Below are 19,573 nucleotides of genomic sequence, written 5' to 3'. Positions count from 1 at the left end.
TAGCATTAGTACAAAATGTTAAAGGTAAAGCTTAGAGAGAAGATTAAACATTTAAGGGGGGAATAACAAATATGTTAAAAAAGTGGTTATCCAGATTTTTAACAGCAACCTTCGTGACAACTATGGTTCTAGGAAATGGAGTATCATCCATTGTAAAAGCAGAGGACGCTCCTAAATATCTAGATTCTAGACTTTCAGTGGATGAAAGAGTAGCTGATCTTATGTCTAGAATGACACTTGATGAAAAGATAGGACAAATGGTACAGGCTGAAAGAAAGACAGCTACTACTGAAGATGTAAAAAATTATTTTCTTGGATCGATTTTAAGTGGAGGTGGATCACTTCCTACTCCAAATACTGCTGAGAGCTGGGCTAATATGGTCGATGGTTTCCAAAAGGCAGCATCAGAAACTAGACTTGGAATTCCAATATTATATGGAGTAGATGCCGTTCATGGACATAATAATGTTTTTGGAGCAACAATCTTTCCACATAACATAGGTCTTGGAGCATCAGGAGATGCTGATATAGTAAAGAAGATTGGTCAAGCAACTGCAGAAGAAATGAGAGCAACGGGTGTAACTTGGACTTTTGCGCCAACACTTGGAATAGCTCACAATGAAAGATGGGGAAGAACCTATGAAACCTTTGGAGAAACTTCAGCGCTTGCTGCAAAGCTTGGTGAGGCTTATGTAAAAGGTTTACAAGGGGATGACCCAAGTAGAACTCTTAAAAAGAATAATACTGTAATTGCTACAGCAAAGCATTATATTGGTGAAGGATTAACTACTGATGGAGTAAATCAAGGAAATGCTGTAATTAGTAATCTTAGTGAAACTCTAAAAAATGAATTACTTCCACCATATATAGCAGCAATAAATGCTGGTGCTAGATCAGTTATGGTTTCTTACAATAGTATAAATGGTGAAAAGTGTCACGGTAATGTTGACCTTTTAAGCAATGTTCTTAAAGGACAATTAGGATTTAAAGGAATAGTAGTATCAGACTATGAAGGTATAGCACAGCTTTCAGGAACTGAAAGAGATAAGATAAAGCAAGCTATAAATGCAGGAATTGATATGGCCATGGTTCCAAATTCATGGAGAAGCTTCATTACAAACCTAAGGGACTTAGTTCAAAAAAATGAAGTTTCACAGGACAGAATCAATGATGCAGTTACAAGAATATTAAAGGTTAAATTTGAGCAAGGTTTGTTCGAGGATTCATATGCGCAAAGAGATTTGCTTAACACTGTAGGATCTCAAGCACATAGAGACATAGCAAGACAAGCGGTGAGAGAATCCTTAGTTTTATTAAAGAATGATAATGATATAGTTGGTAAATTAAAAGATAAAAAGAATATCCTTGTAGCTGGAAAGAGTGCAGACGATATAGGACTTCAATGTGGAGGATGGACTATAACTTGGCAGGGAGCTGCTGGTAATACCACTACAGGAACTACAATATTACAGGGTATAAAGAATACTGTAAGCAGTGATGTTAAAGTAACTTACAATATGCGTGGTAGAGCATCAGCAGATAATGATGTGGCAGTGGTTGTTATAGGTGAAAAACCATATGCTGAAACTGATGGAGATAGAACTCCAGATGCTTTAAAGCTTGATTCAGATGATTTAACAACTCTTAAAAATATAAAAGAAACGAATCCAAATCTTCCAGTTGTAGTTGTTTTAGTTTCAGGAAGACCTTTAACTATAGCCGATCAAATAGATGATATGGATGGATTAGTAGAAGCATGGCTTCCAGGAACAGAAGGTCAAGGAGTTGCTGATGTTTTATTTGGAAAATATGATTTTACTGGAAAGTTAAATATAACTTGGCCATGGTATGCTTCTGACATTACAAGCAAAAATGATGACGCAAAAGCTTTATTTAAGTTTGGATATGGACTTAAAAAAGGACAAACAGCAGTATTGCCACAAAAACCAGTGGTACCTGATAATTCAATTTCTATCCCAGGAAAGATTGAAGCTGAAGCTTATACAGATATGAAGGGAATCCAAACTGAAAACACTAGTGATCAGGGTGGCGGAAAGAACGTTGGTTATATTGATGGTGGAGACTGGATGAATTATGCTATCAATGTAGCTCAAGATGGAAAGTATAAGGTTGAATTTAGAGTAACAAGCCCAGGTGGATCAACAGATGGTGCTCAGTTATTTTTAGGTTCAAAGAATCTTACTAAAGTAAGTGTGCCAGATACAGGTGGATGGCAAAATTGGAAGACTGTTGAAGGTGTTGCAAACTTAAAAGCTGGAAAACAGACTTTAACCTTTAAGGCTGGTAACGGTAATTTTAATATCAATTGGATCAATCTCACTAGAATTGGTGATTATGAAGAAACTGGAGATGATAATGGTGGTGGACAAAACCCAGGAACTACACCTTCAGGTCCAGTTGTAAAAGCAGGAGCTGTTGAAGTATATATGAGTTCTTCAGAGCAATCAGGAAGCATGGGCTGGTATGATGCTCCAAAGGATTTATCAAATACTTTAACTAAGAAGGATAATATTGATATAACTACACAAGATGATTCAAAAATTACTTCTATAAAGATTGATGATTCAAAGCAATATCAAAGCTTTTTAGGTATGGGAACATCTTTTGAAGAATCAACAATTAATAATATATCTAAGATGTCACCTGAGAAAAGAACTGAATTTTTAAAGAAGTTAGTTGATCCTGTAGATGGAGCTGGTATGAGTCTAATGAGACTTACTATAGGTACAGCAGACTTCACAGGAAGAGAATTCTACACATATTACGACAATGTTCCAGGAACTTCAGGACCAGATTGGTACAACACTACTGGTAAGGGCTTCTCGGTACAAAAAGATATAGATTACAATATAGTAGCAACAATAAAAGAAGCTCTAAAAATTAATCCAAACCTTAAGTTATTCTCATCACCATGGACACCTCCAGGTTGGATGAAAGAGCAAACAAGCAGTAGCGAAAGCTATCAGAATAATGGGAAATTAATAAAGGGCGGTAAGTTAAGCGATGCTCATATTGCTGACGCTGCTACGTATTACACTAGATATCTTGAGGAGTATGCAAAGTTAGGAATTCCTATATATGCGATGACACTTCAAAACGAACCAGGACTTCAAATAGATTATCCAAGCTGCTATATTACTGCAGAACAAGAGCAAAAATTAGCCATTGCTATTAAGGCTGATATAGCTAAGAGTGATGTACTAAAGGGCAAGGATATTAAGATTTGGGCATTTGATCATAATTTTGATAGTGGTGTAAGTTTTGCATCTCAAGCAATGAATAACGATGCTGGAAAAGCTGCAATAGATGGTATAGCCTTCCATGATTATGGTGGAGAACCAACAGCTATGACACAAGTTCACAATATGTTCCCAGGTCATTCTGTAAATCTAACTGAAAGATCAGTTTGGGGAACTTCAGGTGCAGATAGAATAATTCAATATTATAGAAACTATGCTGAAAGTTATAATTCATGGGTAACAATGCTAGATAGCAATATATCACCAGAACAATGGACTGGAACTCCAGACCCTACAATGTTTGTATTAGATGCTAATGATCACAATAATTACTGGGCAACTCCTGAGTATTATATAACAGGTCAGTTCTCTAAGTTTATAAAACCTGGAGCTGTAAGAATAGATAGTGATTATGGTTCAAAGGATACAGTAACAAATGTTGTATTTAAGAACCCAGATGGTTCATTAGTTGCAGTTGTAGTTAACCAAACAGAAGCTCCACAATCCTTCAAGTTAACAAGTAGTGGTGGACAAATCACTGCAACAATACCTGCAAAGAATGTAGCTACTTACAAGTGGAATCCAATAGCAACAGAGAAAATAAACAAATTACCAGGAACCTTCAGTTCAGCTAATTTTACAGATGCAAGCTCAAATATAAAGGTTGATGGAGATCATGTAGGATATGTACATGATGGAAATTACCTTGAATATTATGTAAACGTAGATGAAGCAGGACTATATAACATGACTTTTGAAACAGCTACACCATGGGGTAATTATGACGATGGTGCTAAGAAAAATAGACAGATACATGTTATGCTTGGTGATAAGGAACTAACGAATGTTTTAGTTCAGCAATCAGCTTGGGATAACAAGACCTGGAGCAACTACTTTACAGTTAAAAATACAATTAATTTCACAAACAAAGGTCTGCAAAAAATTAGATTTAATATAGATGCAGGCGAATTTAATATAAAAAATATTAAAGTTGAGAAGGCAGTTTCTATATATAACCTTCCAGGAAGAATAGAAGGTAAGAACTACATCAATTCACAAGGTGTGGTAATACAAGATGGCAAGGTTGGATTTGTAGATAAAGATGACTTTATGGAATATAAAGTTAATGTAGCTGAAGATGGAGAATACACTCTTAATTTAAATATTGCTTCAGCAAATAGTGTTCCATCCTTTGATCTATACTCAGATAACAAGCTAGTTAAGACTGTAGATCTTCAGACAACAGGAGATTGGAAAGCTTGGAAGGTTGAAAGTACTAAGGTAAATCTTACAAAGGGTGAGCATACACTTAAATTATTAGTTAAAAGTGGCTTTAATTTAGATTGGTTTACAGTGGGCTCTGCAATTGGCGTTACCAATAATGTTATTAACGAAGGACTAGAAGAAGGTAGTGTAATTAACGTAAACCTTTATGATGGGAAGTTTGCTGAAACACTTACAAAAGCCAACTGGAAGCTAGAAAATCTACCATCAGGTATAGACTACGAGGTTTCAAGAGTTAATGATACAACAGCTAAGATTACACTTCATGGAAGTTCTAGCTCAGATTTTGATTATGATAAGACTATAAATGTATTGATGGCAGCAAAAGAAATTGCAGGCTTGTCAGACAAAACTTATAATATCGGAAGCAGCTTTATAATAACTGCTAATCCAGATGTAGAGAAGATAGCTGCTACAGAATCTATACCAATGAATACAAGTTCTGTAGATGTTACTCTAACTGGAGGAACACTTAATAAAGATAAAGTAGGAGATATTACACTATCAGGTGATGCGGCTGAAGGAAAATACGTTCAGCTTGAGTCAGCAGAATATATAGATGCAACGCATGTAAGATTACACTTAAAATGGGGAGCACTATATTATGAAAATCTACCATTGGTAGTAAATGTTCCAGTAAGTGCTTATAGTGATTCTACTGGTGGTAGTACTTTAACTACTACAATTACATGCGAGAAGAGTGATAAAAAACCTACTCCATATACAGTAAGTGATAAAGAAATCACCTTAACTGAGGACATGGCATATAGAGCTAAGGGATCACTTAAGAGTAATGTTCAAGCAGGAAATAGAATAGATTATTACTTAGATGTTCCTGAAGCAGGAGATTATACTATAACTTATACTGCCAACAATAATGCGGCAATTACTAATGCAATAAAATTAAGTGTTGGACAGGATACAAACGTAGCTGGAAATATTGCAACTTTAAGTTTTGCTAAGTTCTGGGGTGGTACACTTGATGTTAAGGATACTGTAAGGCTAGAGGCTGGCGTACAAACATTAAGAATTGAAGTCGTAAACGGAGGCTTTACTCTTGATTCAATAAAGATTTCAAAGAAGCAAGCTCCTCAAGTAGTTAATGCAGAAAATGCAGGGGATGCAACTGTAATAAATGCTGACAGCGTATTTGGCGGTTCAAGAGATAAAGGTTATGCTATTGAGACTAAAAATGGGGTGAAAAATATAGGGGATACTACCGTTGGAACTTATATGGATTACTCTGTTAATGTTAAAAAAGCTGGTATTTACAAAGTATCTTACAACTATGCAGATTCAGTAAGTTCAGTACCTGTAGCGGTATTACAAGATGGTCAAGGCAAGGAACTTGGTAGAACAAAAATGCCGAGTACCGGAGATTGGAATAAATGGGCTAATTCTGATTCAACACCTGTTTATCTTCAAGCTGGAGTGCAAACTTTAAGAGTTTATGTTGATATTGATGGATTTAATATAAGATCATTAACTTTAAAATACACTAATGACAATACTGCACCTACTATATATGGAAATGATGCTGTAGTTCAACAAGGTGAAAAACCAGACTTGATTAAAGCTTTAGGACTAAGCGTAGTAGATGATATGGATGGAGATATTACTAGCAAGGTGACTTTAGATGATAGCAAGCTAGATGTAAATAAAGCTGGCACTTATGAAGTAGTTGCTTCTGTATCTGATATTTCAGGAAATAAAGCTGAAAAGAGCTTTAAAGTAAGTGTTAAGGAAGATGCTATAGCACCAGTTATAGAAGGTCACAATGCAGTGATTCCTGTAGGTTCTAGTTTTGATCCTATAAAAGATTTAGGATTAAAGATCACTGATAATAAAGAGGGAAATGTTACAGCTAAAGCAGTAATAACACATGTTGTTGATACTTCAAAGGATGGAGTATTTAGAGTAAAAGTAGCTATTACTGATGCTGCTGGAAATAACTCAGTAAGCTTCTTTATAGTAAGAGTCTTGAGCATGGGAGCAATCGATACAAATGACTTAACTATAAATGTAGGAGATAAATTTAATCCTTTAGATGGCGTAAAAGCAGTAGATATAAATGGAGATGATTTAACTTCTAAGGTAGAAGTGGTTTCAAATAATGTTGATACAACTAAGGCTGGAACTTACAAGGTTGTATATAAAGTAGTTGATAAGGAAGACAATGTAATAAATAAAGAAAGAATTATTACAGTAAAAGAAGTTCCACAACAGCCAGGAGATAACGGCAATAATCCAGGAAACGGTGGTAATAACAATCCAGGAGATAACGGTAATAATCCAGGCAATGGTGGCAATAATAATCCTGGAAATGGAAACAATCAAAGCGGAATTGTTATAACAGATGAAAATGGCAAGAAGATAATTCAAGTATCAAAGATAACTAATGGTAATAATGTAATTGAAATAAAAGATGCTTCAAAAGGATTTACTCTAGAAGTGACAGACACATCTGCTATTAAGAATGGTAATGGAAGTATAGAAGTAAAAGGCACAAATATTGATGCTGTAATTCCATTCTCGGTTATAAGCAAGAGTCTTTTAAAAGAGGGTTCAAGAGTAGTTGTAAACTTTACTGTTGAAGATGGTAATGATATAACTAAAAATATTAAAGGTGTTAAAAAAGTATACAATTTTGGTTTATCTATAGTAACTGGTGATTCTAAAGTTGATATACACAACTTTGCTGATGGCAAGGCTCAAATATCTTTAATATTAACAGATGAAGAGTTGAAAGGATTGGACAAAAATAATATTGCAGTGTTCTACTATAATGAAAGTACAAAGAAATTTGAAATTATGGACACAAAAGTAGATGGCAATAAGGTAACCTTCACAACAGCTCATTTCTCTAAATTCATTGTCGCTGAAAAAGCTGCTACTGGAGAACAAGTACTGCCTAAGACAGGTTCTACTGTTGACAGTAATATATTATTAATTTTAGGATTAATGATGTTAGCTTTAGGTGCAGGGGTTTTAGTTAGAAAAAGAAGTGTTAAATAAGCATTAAATAAGCAAAGGTCATAGCTATAAGCTGTGGCCTTTTTTTCTTTCTTAAATTCCAAATGAAAGTCTTATTAGAGGTCTTTTTATTGTATAGGTAAAACTAAGATTTTATGCCCTTTAAACCTAGAGATTTCAGGGATTTAAGGAGTTATCTAATTAACTTATTGTTATATATGGGAAGTTATGATAACATGAACTCTAAATAAGATTAAAGAAGGTGATTAAGGTCTTGTTGATAACTTTCAGATAGAGAGATAGTATATTCAGAGTAAGCTTGTGCATATACCATTTATAAATATGGATAGCTGTTATATGTCAGACAATGTTGTGCAAGCGTTAGCACAAATGATTTTCAAAGTAGTACGAGATGAAGTGTATATCTATATAATGAAAAATACTAATGAAATATAAAAATATTATATTACCAGCAAAGTTAATAAAAAAAGATGGTATCAAAAGGATATAGGGGGTATTGGAAGTGAAAATTGAGAACAGAAAGATTGTTTTAAAGGATGATTTATTAAAGGGATTTGAAGCACTGGGAGTTAAAAAAGGACAAAATATAATAGTTCATACATCGCTGACCAGTCTAGGATTTGTCTGTGGAGGTCCTCAAGTTGTAATAGAAGCTCTATTAGAATCCGTCGGAGAAGAAGGAACTATTATGATGCCAACTCAAACGTGGAAAAACCTTGATCCTAGTATGGGGGTACATTGGGAGGAACCGGAAGAGTGGCACCAAATAATAAGAGATAATTGGCCAGCTTATGATAAGGCTATTACACCAACAAATACAATGGGGGCAGTTTCAGAAATGTTTAGGACTTGGCCAAACGCAAAAAGAAGTGACCATCCAGTGAGATCTTTTGCAGCCGCAGGAAAAAATGCAGAGTTATTGATAAAGGATCATGATTTATCCAATATATTTGGCAAAGGTTCGCCTATAGATAAGTTATATGATTTAGATGGATATGTAATGTTAATAGGAGTAGGATATGATAAGAACACTTCTCTTCATCTAGCAGATGTAATTGCTGAGTATGACGGTAAACATAATGAATATAACAGTAGTGCTATTATGGTTAATGGAGAAAGAAAATGGGTTACTTACGAGACCTTGTCGGTAGATGGTGAGGACTTTGAAGCTATAGGCAGAGATTTTGAAAAAGAATATGAAGTTAAAATTACCTATATTGGCAATGGAAATGTAAGATTTATGAGGCAAAGAGATTTAGTAGATTATGCTGTAAAGTGGATTGAAAAAAATAGAATTGTAAGCAAGGTATGATAAATAATTATTTAGTGCCCACTCCAAAAAAAATTATTTTGACTATCAATATAATAAAGTAATGCACGATAATATAACTAATAATTAATATTATTTAAAAAAAGTTAGTAAAAAAAACCATTAGATTTAAATCGTGTTTTAGAGGTATATTGTTTTAAATTTATTTTATTTGGAGGAGTAGTATGGGAAAGAAAGAAAAAAGATTAAAAAATGTTAAGATAGTCCATGGAATAGTGGCTCTATGGCTTATTGCAATTGTTTCTTTGATAGTTGTGGGTATAGTTTCACTAACAAATATGTCTAAAATAAATAGTAATCTGGACGCTATTAACAAGAAAGAACTTAAGAATATAAAAATATTAGGAGATGTTAATGGATCCTTTAATGGTATGAGAAATGTTCTAACAAAAGTAATAGATAGACCTTATGATGAAGCTATGGTTACTACAATTAAAGATACAGATACAAAAATAAGAAGTTTAATAGATCAATTAAATACATCAGGTAATACTGCAGATAAGAATAAGATAATAAGTGATATGAAAGAATATTACGATCAATATATGCAAAAGTTCCCTCCGCTTGCTGAAAAAAGAAAAGTCGGAGAAGCTATGGATAAAGCATATATGGATGAGTATACTAAAGTTGGAACTGGAGTTAGTACAAGTATAGAAAAGCTTGTAGATAGTGAAAAGCAATCTGCTGACCTTATAAGTAAGCAAAGTGAAGAGCAATTCTTATCAACAAAGACCACTTTTATAGCAATTGCTATAGGTGTAGTAGCTTTAGTGACTATCATATCTATGTTTATATTGTGGTATATAAGAAGATCCATTATTGAGTTTACAAAACAATTGAAGTTTGTAGCTTCTGGGGATTTAACAGTTGATATAGACAAAGATGAAAAGAATGAATTTGGAATAATGAAAAGAGAACTTGCAGTTACTGTAGAAGCTATATCAGGTATCTTAGGTGATGTGAAGTCAAACGCTGGAATGATGAATGAACAAGCATTATCCTTATCGGCGATTTCAGAGGAAATGACTTCATCATCTCAAGAAGTAAGTAATGCTATACAAGAGGTTGCGGTAGGATCAACATCTCAGGCAGAAGAATTAATGACTATTGCAGGTGTTGTTAATGAGTTTGGACAAGCTATAGAAAATATTTCAAAAACAGTAAAGAACGTAAATAGTTCAACTGAAACTATAAGTACTATGGCAAATCTAAGTAATGAGCAGCTACAAAGCCTTATACTTTCTGTTAAGACTATAAGCGAATCTTTTGGTAAGGTTGCTGAAAAGATAGATAAACTTGGCGATAATATACAAGAGATAAATGGTATAACTTCTCTTATAAATAGTATCGCTGATCAGACTAATCTGTTAGCTTTGAATGCTGCCATAGAAGCAGCAAGAGCGGGAGAGGCTGGAAAAGGATTTGCAGTAGTAGCTGATGAAATACGAAAATTAGCAGAACAAAGTAAATCATCTTCTACAGAAATAAACACCTTGTTGGATGTAATATCAAAAGAGACAAATGAGGTAGTAAATACTACTAATGTTGTTAATGATGAGTTTGCAGGTCAAATAAATGTTATTGACCAATCAATAGTTTCCTTTAAAAACATCATAGAGCTAGTTGAAAATGTAATACCTTTAATGAAGCAAGTAAGTGATGCAATGGGAGACATTGATTCTGAAAAGACTGAGATTATTGGAAGGATAGGAAATGCATCTGCAGTTGCAGAAGAAAATTCAGCCTCTGCAGAAGAAATAACTGCATCTTCAGAGCAGATGAGCAGTTCCTCTGAAGAAGTTGCTGGTTCAGCACAACTCCTTTCTGAAATGTCAGGTGGTATGGTAGAAGCGATTAATAAGTTTAAGATATAATATAAAAGGTAGCCAGTTAGATATCCATTCCAAGTGTTATATATTGATAGCATATGGGCGGTAAACTAAAGGCTGCCTTTTTTAATTTCTGAAAAAAAACACCTGATTCTAAAATTTATCTACTTTTAATCTTAAAATTATATATATAAAATTATGTTAAGGCACCTTTTGTAAACGGTTAACTAAAGATGTGTCGGTTATACTCAAAATCCATTCATAAAATTCTTGTGGGTTATGGTTAGGAAATCTTAAAATATAAGTTTTATAACTAAGAGTACATCAATATAATTGGAGGATTAAATGATGAAGAAGAAGGGAAATCAATTAAAGAATGCAAGAACTGTGCAAGGAATACTAGCAATATGTTCGATGTCTGTACTTTCCTTAATAATTGTAGGAGTAATTTCATTATCTAACTTATATAAAATAAATAATAATTTAAAATCAATTAATGACAATGAGCTGGAAAATATGAGAATATTAGTAGATGTAGATAGTGCATTTAATGGTATGAAGAATATTATCTCAAAAATAATAAGCGAACCCTATGATGAGACTATGGCAATGACAGTGAGTGATACTAATAACAAAATAATATCTCTACTGAGTAAGCTTCAAACCTCAAAAAATACTGAAGAACAAGATAAGCTTATATCAGAACTTAAGCAATCTTATGAAAAATATATGGATAAGTTTTCTCCACTTAGGCAACAAAGAAGAATTGGAGAAGTAATGTCAAAAGAATATATGAATGATTATACTAATGCGGGGCTTTTAGTAGGAGAAAACATAGACAAGCTAGTTATAAGTGAAAAAAAGTCATCTGATGCCACTAGTAAGCTAAGCCAACAGCAATTTACTAGTACAAGAAATACTTTTATAGCAATTTCTATAGTTGTAGCTATTATCATAGTTATTATCTCTATGGTTACATTAACTTACATAAAAAAATCAATAAAAATATTTACCTCTCAATTAAAAATATTGGCATCAGGAGATTTGACTATAGACATAGAGAGAAATGAAAGTAGTGAATTTGGTGTTATGAAAAGAGAATTAGCTGTTACAGTAGACTCTATTTCCTCAATATTAAGTGAGGTAAATGAAAATGCAAATAAGATAAATAATCACGCAGTAGCTCTGTCAGCAGTGGCAGAGGAGATGAGTTCATCTTCCCAAGGAGTTAGTGGTTCAATACAAGAAGTTGCATTAGGGTCAACTTCTCAAGCAGATGAGTTAATTAATATAGCTAAAATAGTTAATGAATTTGGAGAAGAAATTGATAGCATGGCCTCTATTATTAAAGATGTTAATGATATTACGGAAGTTGTAGGATCAATGGCAAATGTGAGTAATGATCAATTGCAAAATCTTATATTTTCAGTTAAAACTATAAGCAATTCTTTTAATGGTGTTACCAAAAAAATTGATCAGTTAGGGACTAATATAAAGGAAATAAATGCAATAACATCTCTTATAAATAGTGTTGCTGACCAAACAAATCTACTGGCACTAAATGCAGCTATTGAGGCTGCTAGGGCAGGGGAAGCTGGAAAAGGATTTTCTGTAGTTGCCAATGAGATAAGAAACCTAGCGGAGCAAAGCAAAGCGGCATCTTCAGAGATAAACAATTTATTAAGAGTTATTTCTAAAGAAAGCAACGAAGTAGTAACAACAACAAATGATGTAAATAGTGAATTTACAGATCAAATAGATATAATAAATCAATCAATAACTTCTTTTAAAGAAATAATAGAAATGGTTGGGAAAGTAATACCGCTTATGGAGAACGTAAGAGAATCTATGGGGACTGTTAGTTCTGAGAAAAGCGATATAATATCAAAGATAAGTAGTACCTCTGCAGTTGCTGAGCAAAATTCAGCTTCTTCAGAAGAGATTATAGCTTCCTCTGAGCAGATGAATAGTTCATCCGAAGAAGTGGCGAAATCAGCTCAAATACTTTCTTCAATGTCAACAAGTATGGTTAAAGCTATAAATCAGTTTAAAATATAGATGAATAAGACTTCTTATAATCCTTTCTTAAAGGATATAAGAAGTCTTTAATTTTAACACGGTTTCTAGGACTTTTTAAAATACTTCTATATTGAAATCAGATAATATACCTTCAACCTCTTCTTTTGGAGCCTTCTCTGTTATTATGGAATCTATATCGCTTAGACAGGCAAACTTATAATTTCCATCCATGTGAAACTTAGAGTCTTCCATGACAACATAGCTTTTTTTGCTAGATTCAAGAACTGCTCTCTTGGTTATTCCGTCATCAATATCAAAGGTAGTAATGCTTTCATCAAATACATCAATTCCGCAACTTCCAATAAAGGATTTATCAAATTTATATTTTGATATGATTTCAATAGTAGGAGCTCCAGTAAAACCATCTAGGTTTCTATTTAAAATTCCACCAGTACAGATAACTCTAATATTATTAGGTTTTGAAAGCACATTAACTATATCCAGCATGTTTGTCACTATGGTTATCTGCTTGCTGCTGGAAGCAAGTAGTTTTGCGAGTATTATATTTGTAGTAGAGATGTCTAAGAAAATAGTCTCTCTATGATTTATAAGGTTAAATGCCTTTTGTGCTATTATGGTTTTAGTTGTTATGTCTGCATCTTTCCTTGTAAGAACATCTATATCTTCTGCTGACTCTCTTACCTGTACAGCGCCTCCGTAAGTTCTTTTTAATAAACTTTGATTTTCTAATGTTTTTAGGTCTTTCCTTATACAATCTTCAGTAACATTGAATTTTATGCTTAAATCCTTAACCTTCAATTTGCCTTCACTATTCAATATTTTAATAATTGCATCTAATCTTTCTTCTGCAAACAAAATTTTACACCTCACTTATTTAAACACACATATAAATTAACGCCTAACGTAAATATTATATTAATTATGAAATAAAAATCAAAATCATTCAATAATTATTTTACACTAATTTATAAGAAATTTATACTTGAAATAATAAGGAATACGTATTAGAATAAGATTAAACAATAAAAAGTAATAAAAAACAATATAATTTATCAATACATAATAAGGCTAATTAAGCAGCAAAATATATAAATAAAAATTTAGGGGGAAACAAAATGCAATTAATATTAGATACTGGTAATTTAAAGGAGATTCAAGAGCTTTATACAACATTAGTAGTGGATGGAGTAACAACTAATCCGACAATAGTTTGTAAGGAAAAGAAGAATTTCGTGGATTTAGTAAAAGAGATAGGGGATATAATTGGGGATGAAACGCCTATACATGCACAAGTTTTAAGTACTAAATTTGAAGATATAATGGAAGAGGCTGAGTTTATAAGTGGCCTTCGTAAAAATATATATGTAAAGATTCCTGTTACAAGTGATGGGTTAAGAGCAATAAAAGAATTAAAGAAGAAAAACATTAAAATAACTGCAACTGCTATATTTACTGCACATCAAGGATTTCTAGCAGCTAAAGCTGGTGCAGACTATGTGGCTCCTTATGTTAATAGACTTGATAATATATCAGCTGATGGTGTTGGTACCGTAAAAGATTTAATCCAGATAATAGACAGATATGGTTTGAAAACAAAGGTTTTAGCAGCAAGTTTTAAGAATACCCAACAAGTTATTGAGCTCATGAAAGCAGGAGTGCATAGTGTAACTGTACCATATGATATAGCTAAAGCTATGATGAATCATCCATTAACTGATTGGAGTGTGGATAAGTTTATACAAGATTGGGAAAGTGTATATGGTGTAGGAACTAGAACTAAGGATAAATTGCTTTAATTTATAAACAAGAATAAATTTTGTTTGTATGGTAAGAATACTAATGTTTGCAACACATAAGTCCATAGATTAAAAAAGGTACCTGAATCAGAGTTGCTGGGAGCTCGATTCGGGTATCTTTTTTACTGTACTGGAAAGTATAAAGTTTTATGTAGCTAAACCTAGAGATTTCAGCGACTTTATAAGCTTTTTATTGGTATACAGTAAAAAATAAAACTTATTCGCCTGCCAAATTTTCCTCATGTACATTCGGAAAGGCAGATGCGCAAAAAAAGCTCACTGAAGAAGGTCGCTTTAGTGACTTTTTTACTTTATAAAAGCCGCTTTTGAGTAATATCTAAAAAATCAACTCTATAACCAAAAAAACACCCCTTTACCATGAATGGCATAAATTATACCATATTAAGTGTAAAGCTATACATTTAAAATTAAAAACCTATGGAAAAGAATAGTTGAGGTGTAGAGATGGGGAAAATAAGAATAATTCAGACAGCAAAAGATACAGCAGACAGATTAACTGAGAAAGATTCAATTGGTTTTAATGGACCAAAATCATCAGATATTACTTTAAAAATTGATAGAAATAAAAAGTATCAGAAAATAGTTGGATTTGGTGGAGCTTTTACTGAATCAGCAGCGTATACATTAGCTAAAATGGATGAGGAAAAAAGAGCAGAGATAGTAAAAAAATATTTTGATCAAGTTGATGGACTAGCTTATTCAATTGGAAGAGTTCACATACATAGCTGTGACTTTTCTCTAGGAAATTATACTTATGTAGAAGAAAATGATGTTGAATTAAAAACTTTTGATATAAGTCATGAAAAGCAATGGGTACTACCTTTTATAGATGCAGCTAGAAAATCTAGAAATGATGAAATTCTTCTTCTTGCATCTCCATGGAGTCCTCCAGGTTGGATGAAATCAAACGGTGAGATGAATCATGGTGGAACTTTACTTCCTGAGTATTATGAAGCTTGGGCAAATTATTATGCTAAATATATTAAAGCAATGAGAAAAGAAGGCTTTGATATTTGGGCTATAACTGTTCAGAATGAACCAGCAGCTTTGCAGGTATGGGATTCCTGTCTATACTCAGCTGAAGAAGAAAGAGATTTCTTAAAAAATCATCTAGGACCAACTTTAGAAAGAGAAGGCCTTTCAGATGTAAAAATATATATATGGGATCATAACAGAGATATTTTATTTGAAAGAGCAGACACAGTTTTATCTGATCCAGAAGCAGCAAAATATGTTTATGGTACAGGAAATCATTGGTATGTTTCTGAGGAATTTGAAAATCTTTCAAAGCTTCATGATAAATACCCTGACAAGCATATTTTATTCACAGAAGGTTGTCAAGAAGGTGGATTACACTTAGGTTCTTGGTTAACTGGTGAAAGATATGCAAGAAATATGATAGGTGACTTTAGAAATTGGCAAGAAGGTTGGATTGATTGGAACCTAATTCTTGATGAAACTGGTGGCCCAAACCATGTTGGAAATCTTTGTGATGCACCTATAGTTGCAGACACTAAGACTCAAGAAGTTCATTATAATAGTTCTTACTATTATATAGGACATTTTAGTAAATATGTTAAGCCAGGCGCTGTAAGAATCGATAGCGATATTGATGGGGCTTCAAAGCTTCAACAAGTTGCTTTCCTAAATGAAGATGGATCTATAGCTTTAATTGTTATGAATGAAAGCGATAAGACAGAAAGTTTTGATATAGAAGCTGATGGACAATATGCTAATTATGTTTTAGAAGCACATTCCATAGCTACATTTATTCTTTAGTCTAATGGTATTTGTTTATAATATTGAAAGGTAGTGAATATATGGCAGTAGAATATATTTTTAATGTAGATAATCAATTTATAATAAAAGATTATGATAAAGCAAAAACTTTCTCTAGCTTTCTTCCAGGTGTTGCAGGTGTAGATGGTATTCCAATGTGGGCATATTATGTAAATCGTGGACAAGGACTTGGAAGCTTTGGAGTAAAAGATAAGAATAATACAATAATGGAGTTCTTTCCGGCTCATTTAATGTACAAGAATATTGAGCTACAAGGGTTTAGAACTTTCATAAAATATAATGGGGAAGTACATGAAATATTTTCTTCTTCATCAAAAGATGATACGAAAAGAAGGATGCTAATAGAAAAAAATATACTTAAAATTGAAGAAATCAATAGGACTTTAAACATCATGGTAACTGTTACTTACTTTACTGTGCCTAAAGAAAGTTACGCAGGGCTAATTAGAAAAGTTGATGTTGAAAACTTAGATAGCACTGAAAAGTGCATAGAGGTGTTGGATGGATTAACTCAAGTTCTTCCATATGGCATAACAAATGCTGATTATCAAGCAATGGCAAATCTTATGAAATCTTGGTTTGATGTATTTAATTTAGAAAATAATATAGCTTATTATAAGGTTAGAGCCACTACAGATGATTCTGCAGAAGTAGGAGAGGTTAATAAGGGGAATTTCTTCTTATCGTTCTCTAGTGAAGATAATAAGTTAATAAGCCCTATAATAGATATGGATTTAATCTTTGGATGTAACACATCACTGATTAGACCTTTTGGTTTTGAAGCCAATGGCTTAGAAGACATATATTCTAAGAAGCAAGTGCCACAGAACAAAGTTTCAGGAGGCTTCTCAGGAAAAGCTGTGAAACTGACTAAGAAATTTACTTTATGCAGCATTTATGGACATATAGCTAGCGTTGAACTTATAAATTCAATAAAAGATAGATTTAATGTGGCATATGTGGAAGTAAAAGAAGACGAAGCAAGAAAATTAATTGAAGATTTAGTTGATAATACTTATACAGAAACAGGAAATCATCTCTTTGATCAATATATAAGTCAATGTTATATGGATAATGTTCTTAGAGGAGGATATCCATTAGTATTTAAAGGTAACGGAAAAAATCATGTTTATCATGTATACTCAAGAAAACACGGAGATCTTGAAAGAGAATATAATTTCTTCTCTATAGAACCAGCATACTATTCACAAGGTAATGGTAATTTTAGAGATGTTAATCAAAATCGTAGAAATGATGTTTTAATAAACCCTGAAGTAGAAGAGTTTAATGTTAAGCAATTCATGGATTTAATTCAAGCTGATGGATACAATCCTTTATCAGTAAAAGGATCAGAGTTTACCTTTGATAAAGAAAAGCTTGATGAAGTATTTGAGTTATTTAATGAAGAAGATAATAATGTAAAAAATATATTGAGTAATAAATTCACTCCAGGTAAGCTTATTAACTATATAGCTGATAATAACGTAAGCATAAAGTGTTCATATGAAGAACTTGTTGAACGAGTTTTAGAATACTCTAAACAAGGCTTTGAAGCTGAATTTGGAGAAGGATATTGGTCAGATCACTGGACTTATAACATGGATCTTATAGATAATTATTTAAATATATATCCAGATAAGTTAGATAAGTTTTTATTTGAAACTAGAGATTATAGATTTTTTGATAGCCCAGTAAGGGTACTTCCAAGAAGTGATAAGTATGTAATTACAAATGGTAAGGTTCGTCAATATGGAGCTATTTTAGAAGATGAAGAAAAATGCCATAAGCTTAATATACATCTTTCTGATACTAATTGGCTTAAAAAGGACAATGGAATTGGGGATATATATGAAACAAATTTATATGCAAAACTTATTTCTCTTGCACTAAATAAATTTGTAAATCTTGATCCAATGGGAATGGGAATTGAGATGGAAGCCAATAAGCCAGGTTGGAATGATGCTATGAATGGATTGCCTGGAATATTTGGAGCTAGTATAAATGAATCAGCAGAATTAGTTAGAGTTCTGAACTTTATAATAGATGTTTCAGAGAAATTTGATAAATCAGTTCCAATTTACACAGAATTATTTGAACTTATCACTGATGTTGATGCTGTTTTAAATAGAAAAAATAATGGAGAAATAGGACAATTTGAGTATTGGGATAAGATATCTTATTTAAAGGAAGCTTATAGAGAAAAAATAAGATTTGGAATAGATGGAAAAGAGAAAGAATTAACAAGTAAATATATACTGGACACTTTTAAGAAATTGAGAACTAAGCTTAGTGAAGGTCTTGAAAAAGCTTTGGAATTAGGAAATGGTATATATCCTACTTATATAACTTACGAAGCTAAAGAGTATGAGATATTAGAAGGAAAGAAGAATCCTGTAAATGGATATCAAAATGTTTTAGTAAAGGAATTTGAATGCGTTCCAATACCATTGTTCCTTGAAGGCCCAGCTAGAATGCTTAAGAGTTTAAAGGATATAGATAAGGCAAAATCACTTTATAATAAGATAAAAAATAGTAAGATATACGATAAAAAACTTAATATGTATAAGACTTCAGAGCCTTTAGATGATACTACCAATGAAGTAGGAAGGGCTAGAGCCTTCACGGCTGGGTGGTTAGAAAGAGAATCGATATTCCTTCATATGGAATACAAATATCTATTAGGACTATTAAAAGCTGGTTTGTATGATGAATACTTTGAAGATATAAAGACTGCGTTGATACCTTTTATAGATCCTAAGGTTTATGGAAGAAGTACTCTTGAAAACTCATCATTTATAGCAAGCTCAGTGAATCCAGATGAAGAAGTTCATGGAAGAGGTTTTGTATCAAGACTTACTGGATCAACCTCAGAAATGCTAAGTATGTGGTTCGTGATGATGGCTGGTAAAAATGTATTTAGGTATGAGGATGGAAAACTAAAATTAGAGCTAAAGCCTATACTTCCACATTGGTTGTTCAATAGCAATAATGAAATCAGTTTTAAGTTCCTTGGAAAAACTATTGTTACTTACCACAATAAGAGCAGCAAAAATACCTATGGAGATAATAGTGCAGTAGTAGAAAGATTAGAGCTCAGAACTTTTGATGAAGAAGCTTTTGAAATCGTGGGTAGCGTAATTGAAGGGCGATATGCTGAAATGATAAGACAAGGAAAGTTCAGAAGCATAGATGTTTACTTATCTTAAAATATAAATTGTA

8 protein-coding genes are annotated in these 19,573 nt (G+C 32.7%); 7 read left to right on the top strand and 1 reads right to left on the bottom strand.

Translation table 11 applies throughout. The features are described from left to right. The first annotated feature begins 71 nt into the window (after window positions 1-71). From J3477_RS15825 to J3477_RS15810, 4 genes are all read left to right on the top strand, one after another. Window positions 72-7,559: a glycoside hydrolase family 3 N-terminal domain-containing protein gene (locus J3477_RS15825; RefSeq protein ID WP_206870936.1), complete on the top strand. Its 7,488-nt coding sequence runs from the start codon at window positions 72-74 to the stop codon at window positions 7,557-7,559. Between the two features lie 481 nt (window positions 7,560-8,040). Next, complete coding sequence (locus J3477_RS15820) at window positions 8,041-8,850, top strand: AAC(3) family N-acetyltransferase (RefSeq protein ID WP_228731293.1); 810 nt, start codon at window positions 8,041-8,043, stop codon at window positions 8,848-8,850. Between the two features lie 182 nt (window positions 8,851-9,032). Continuing rightward, window positions 9,033-10,742 (top strand): methyl-accepting chemotaxis protein, encoded by a 1,710-nt coding sequence (locus tag J3477_RS15815; RefSeq protein ID WP_206870935.1) that lies wholly within the window; start codon window positions 9,033-9,035, stop codon window positions 10,740-10,742. A gap of 300 nt (window positions 10,743-11,042) precedes the next feature. Next, window positions 11,043-12,755 (top strand): methyl-accepting chemotaxis protein, encoded by a 1,713-nt coding sequence (locus J3477_RS15810; protein WP_206870934.1) that lies wholly within the window; start codon window positions 11,043-11,045, stop codon window positions 12,753-12,755. Between the two features lie 75 nt (window positions 12,756-12,830). Here the strand turns inward: J3477_RS15810 and J3477_RS15805 are convergent, their stop codons facing one another. Continuing rightward, window positions 12,831-13,592 (bottom strand): DeoR/GlpR family DNA-binding transcription regulator, encoded by a 762-nt coding sequence (locus tag J3477_RS15805; RefSeq protein ID WP_206870933.1) that lies wholly within the window; start codon window positions 13,590-13,592, stop codon window positions 12,831-12,833. 260 nt (window positions 13,593-13,852) lie between these two features. Here J3477_RS15805 and fsa point away from each other — a divergent pair, with 260 nt between their 5' ends. From fsa to J3477_RS15790, 3 genes are all read left to right on the top strand, one after another. Beyond that, a complete protein-coding gene (fsa, locus tag J3477_RS15800) occupies window positions 13,853-14,533 on the top strand; it encodes a fructose-6-phosphate aldolase (RefSeq protein ID WP_206870932.1) in 681 nt (226 codons plus the stop codon). Window positions 14,534-14,998: 465 nt separating this feature from the next. Continuing rightward, complete coding sequence (locus J3477_RS15795) at window positions 14,999-16,333, top strand: glycoside hydrolase family 30 protein (protein ID WP_206870931.1); 1,335 nt, start codon at window positions 14,999-15,001, stop codon at window positions 16,331-16,333. A gap of 41 nt (window positions 16,334-16,374) precedes the next feature. Next, window positions 16,375-19,560, top strand: a complete 3,186-nt coding sequence (locus tag J3477_RS15790) for a cellobiose phosphorylase (protein WP_206870930.1) — start codon at window positions 16,375-16,377, stop codon at window positions 19,558-19,560. Window positions 19,561-19,573: the final 13 nt, after the last annotated feature.

The sequence above is a fragment of the Clostridium zeae genome, from assembly GCF_017312485.1.
In the GTDB taxonomy this organism is placed as follows: Bacteria; Bacillota; Clostridia; order Clostridiales; family Clostridiaceae; genus Clostridium_AR; species Clostridium_AR zeae.
This window is presented reverse-complemented; position numbering and strand designations above follow the sequence as displayed.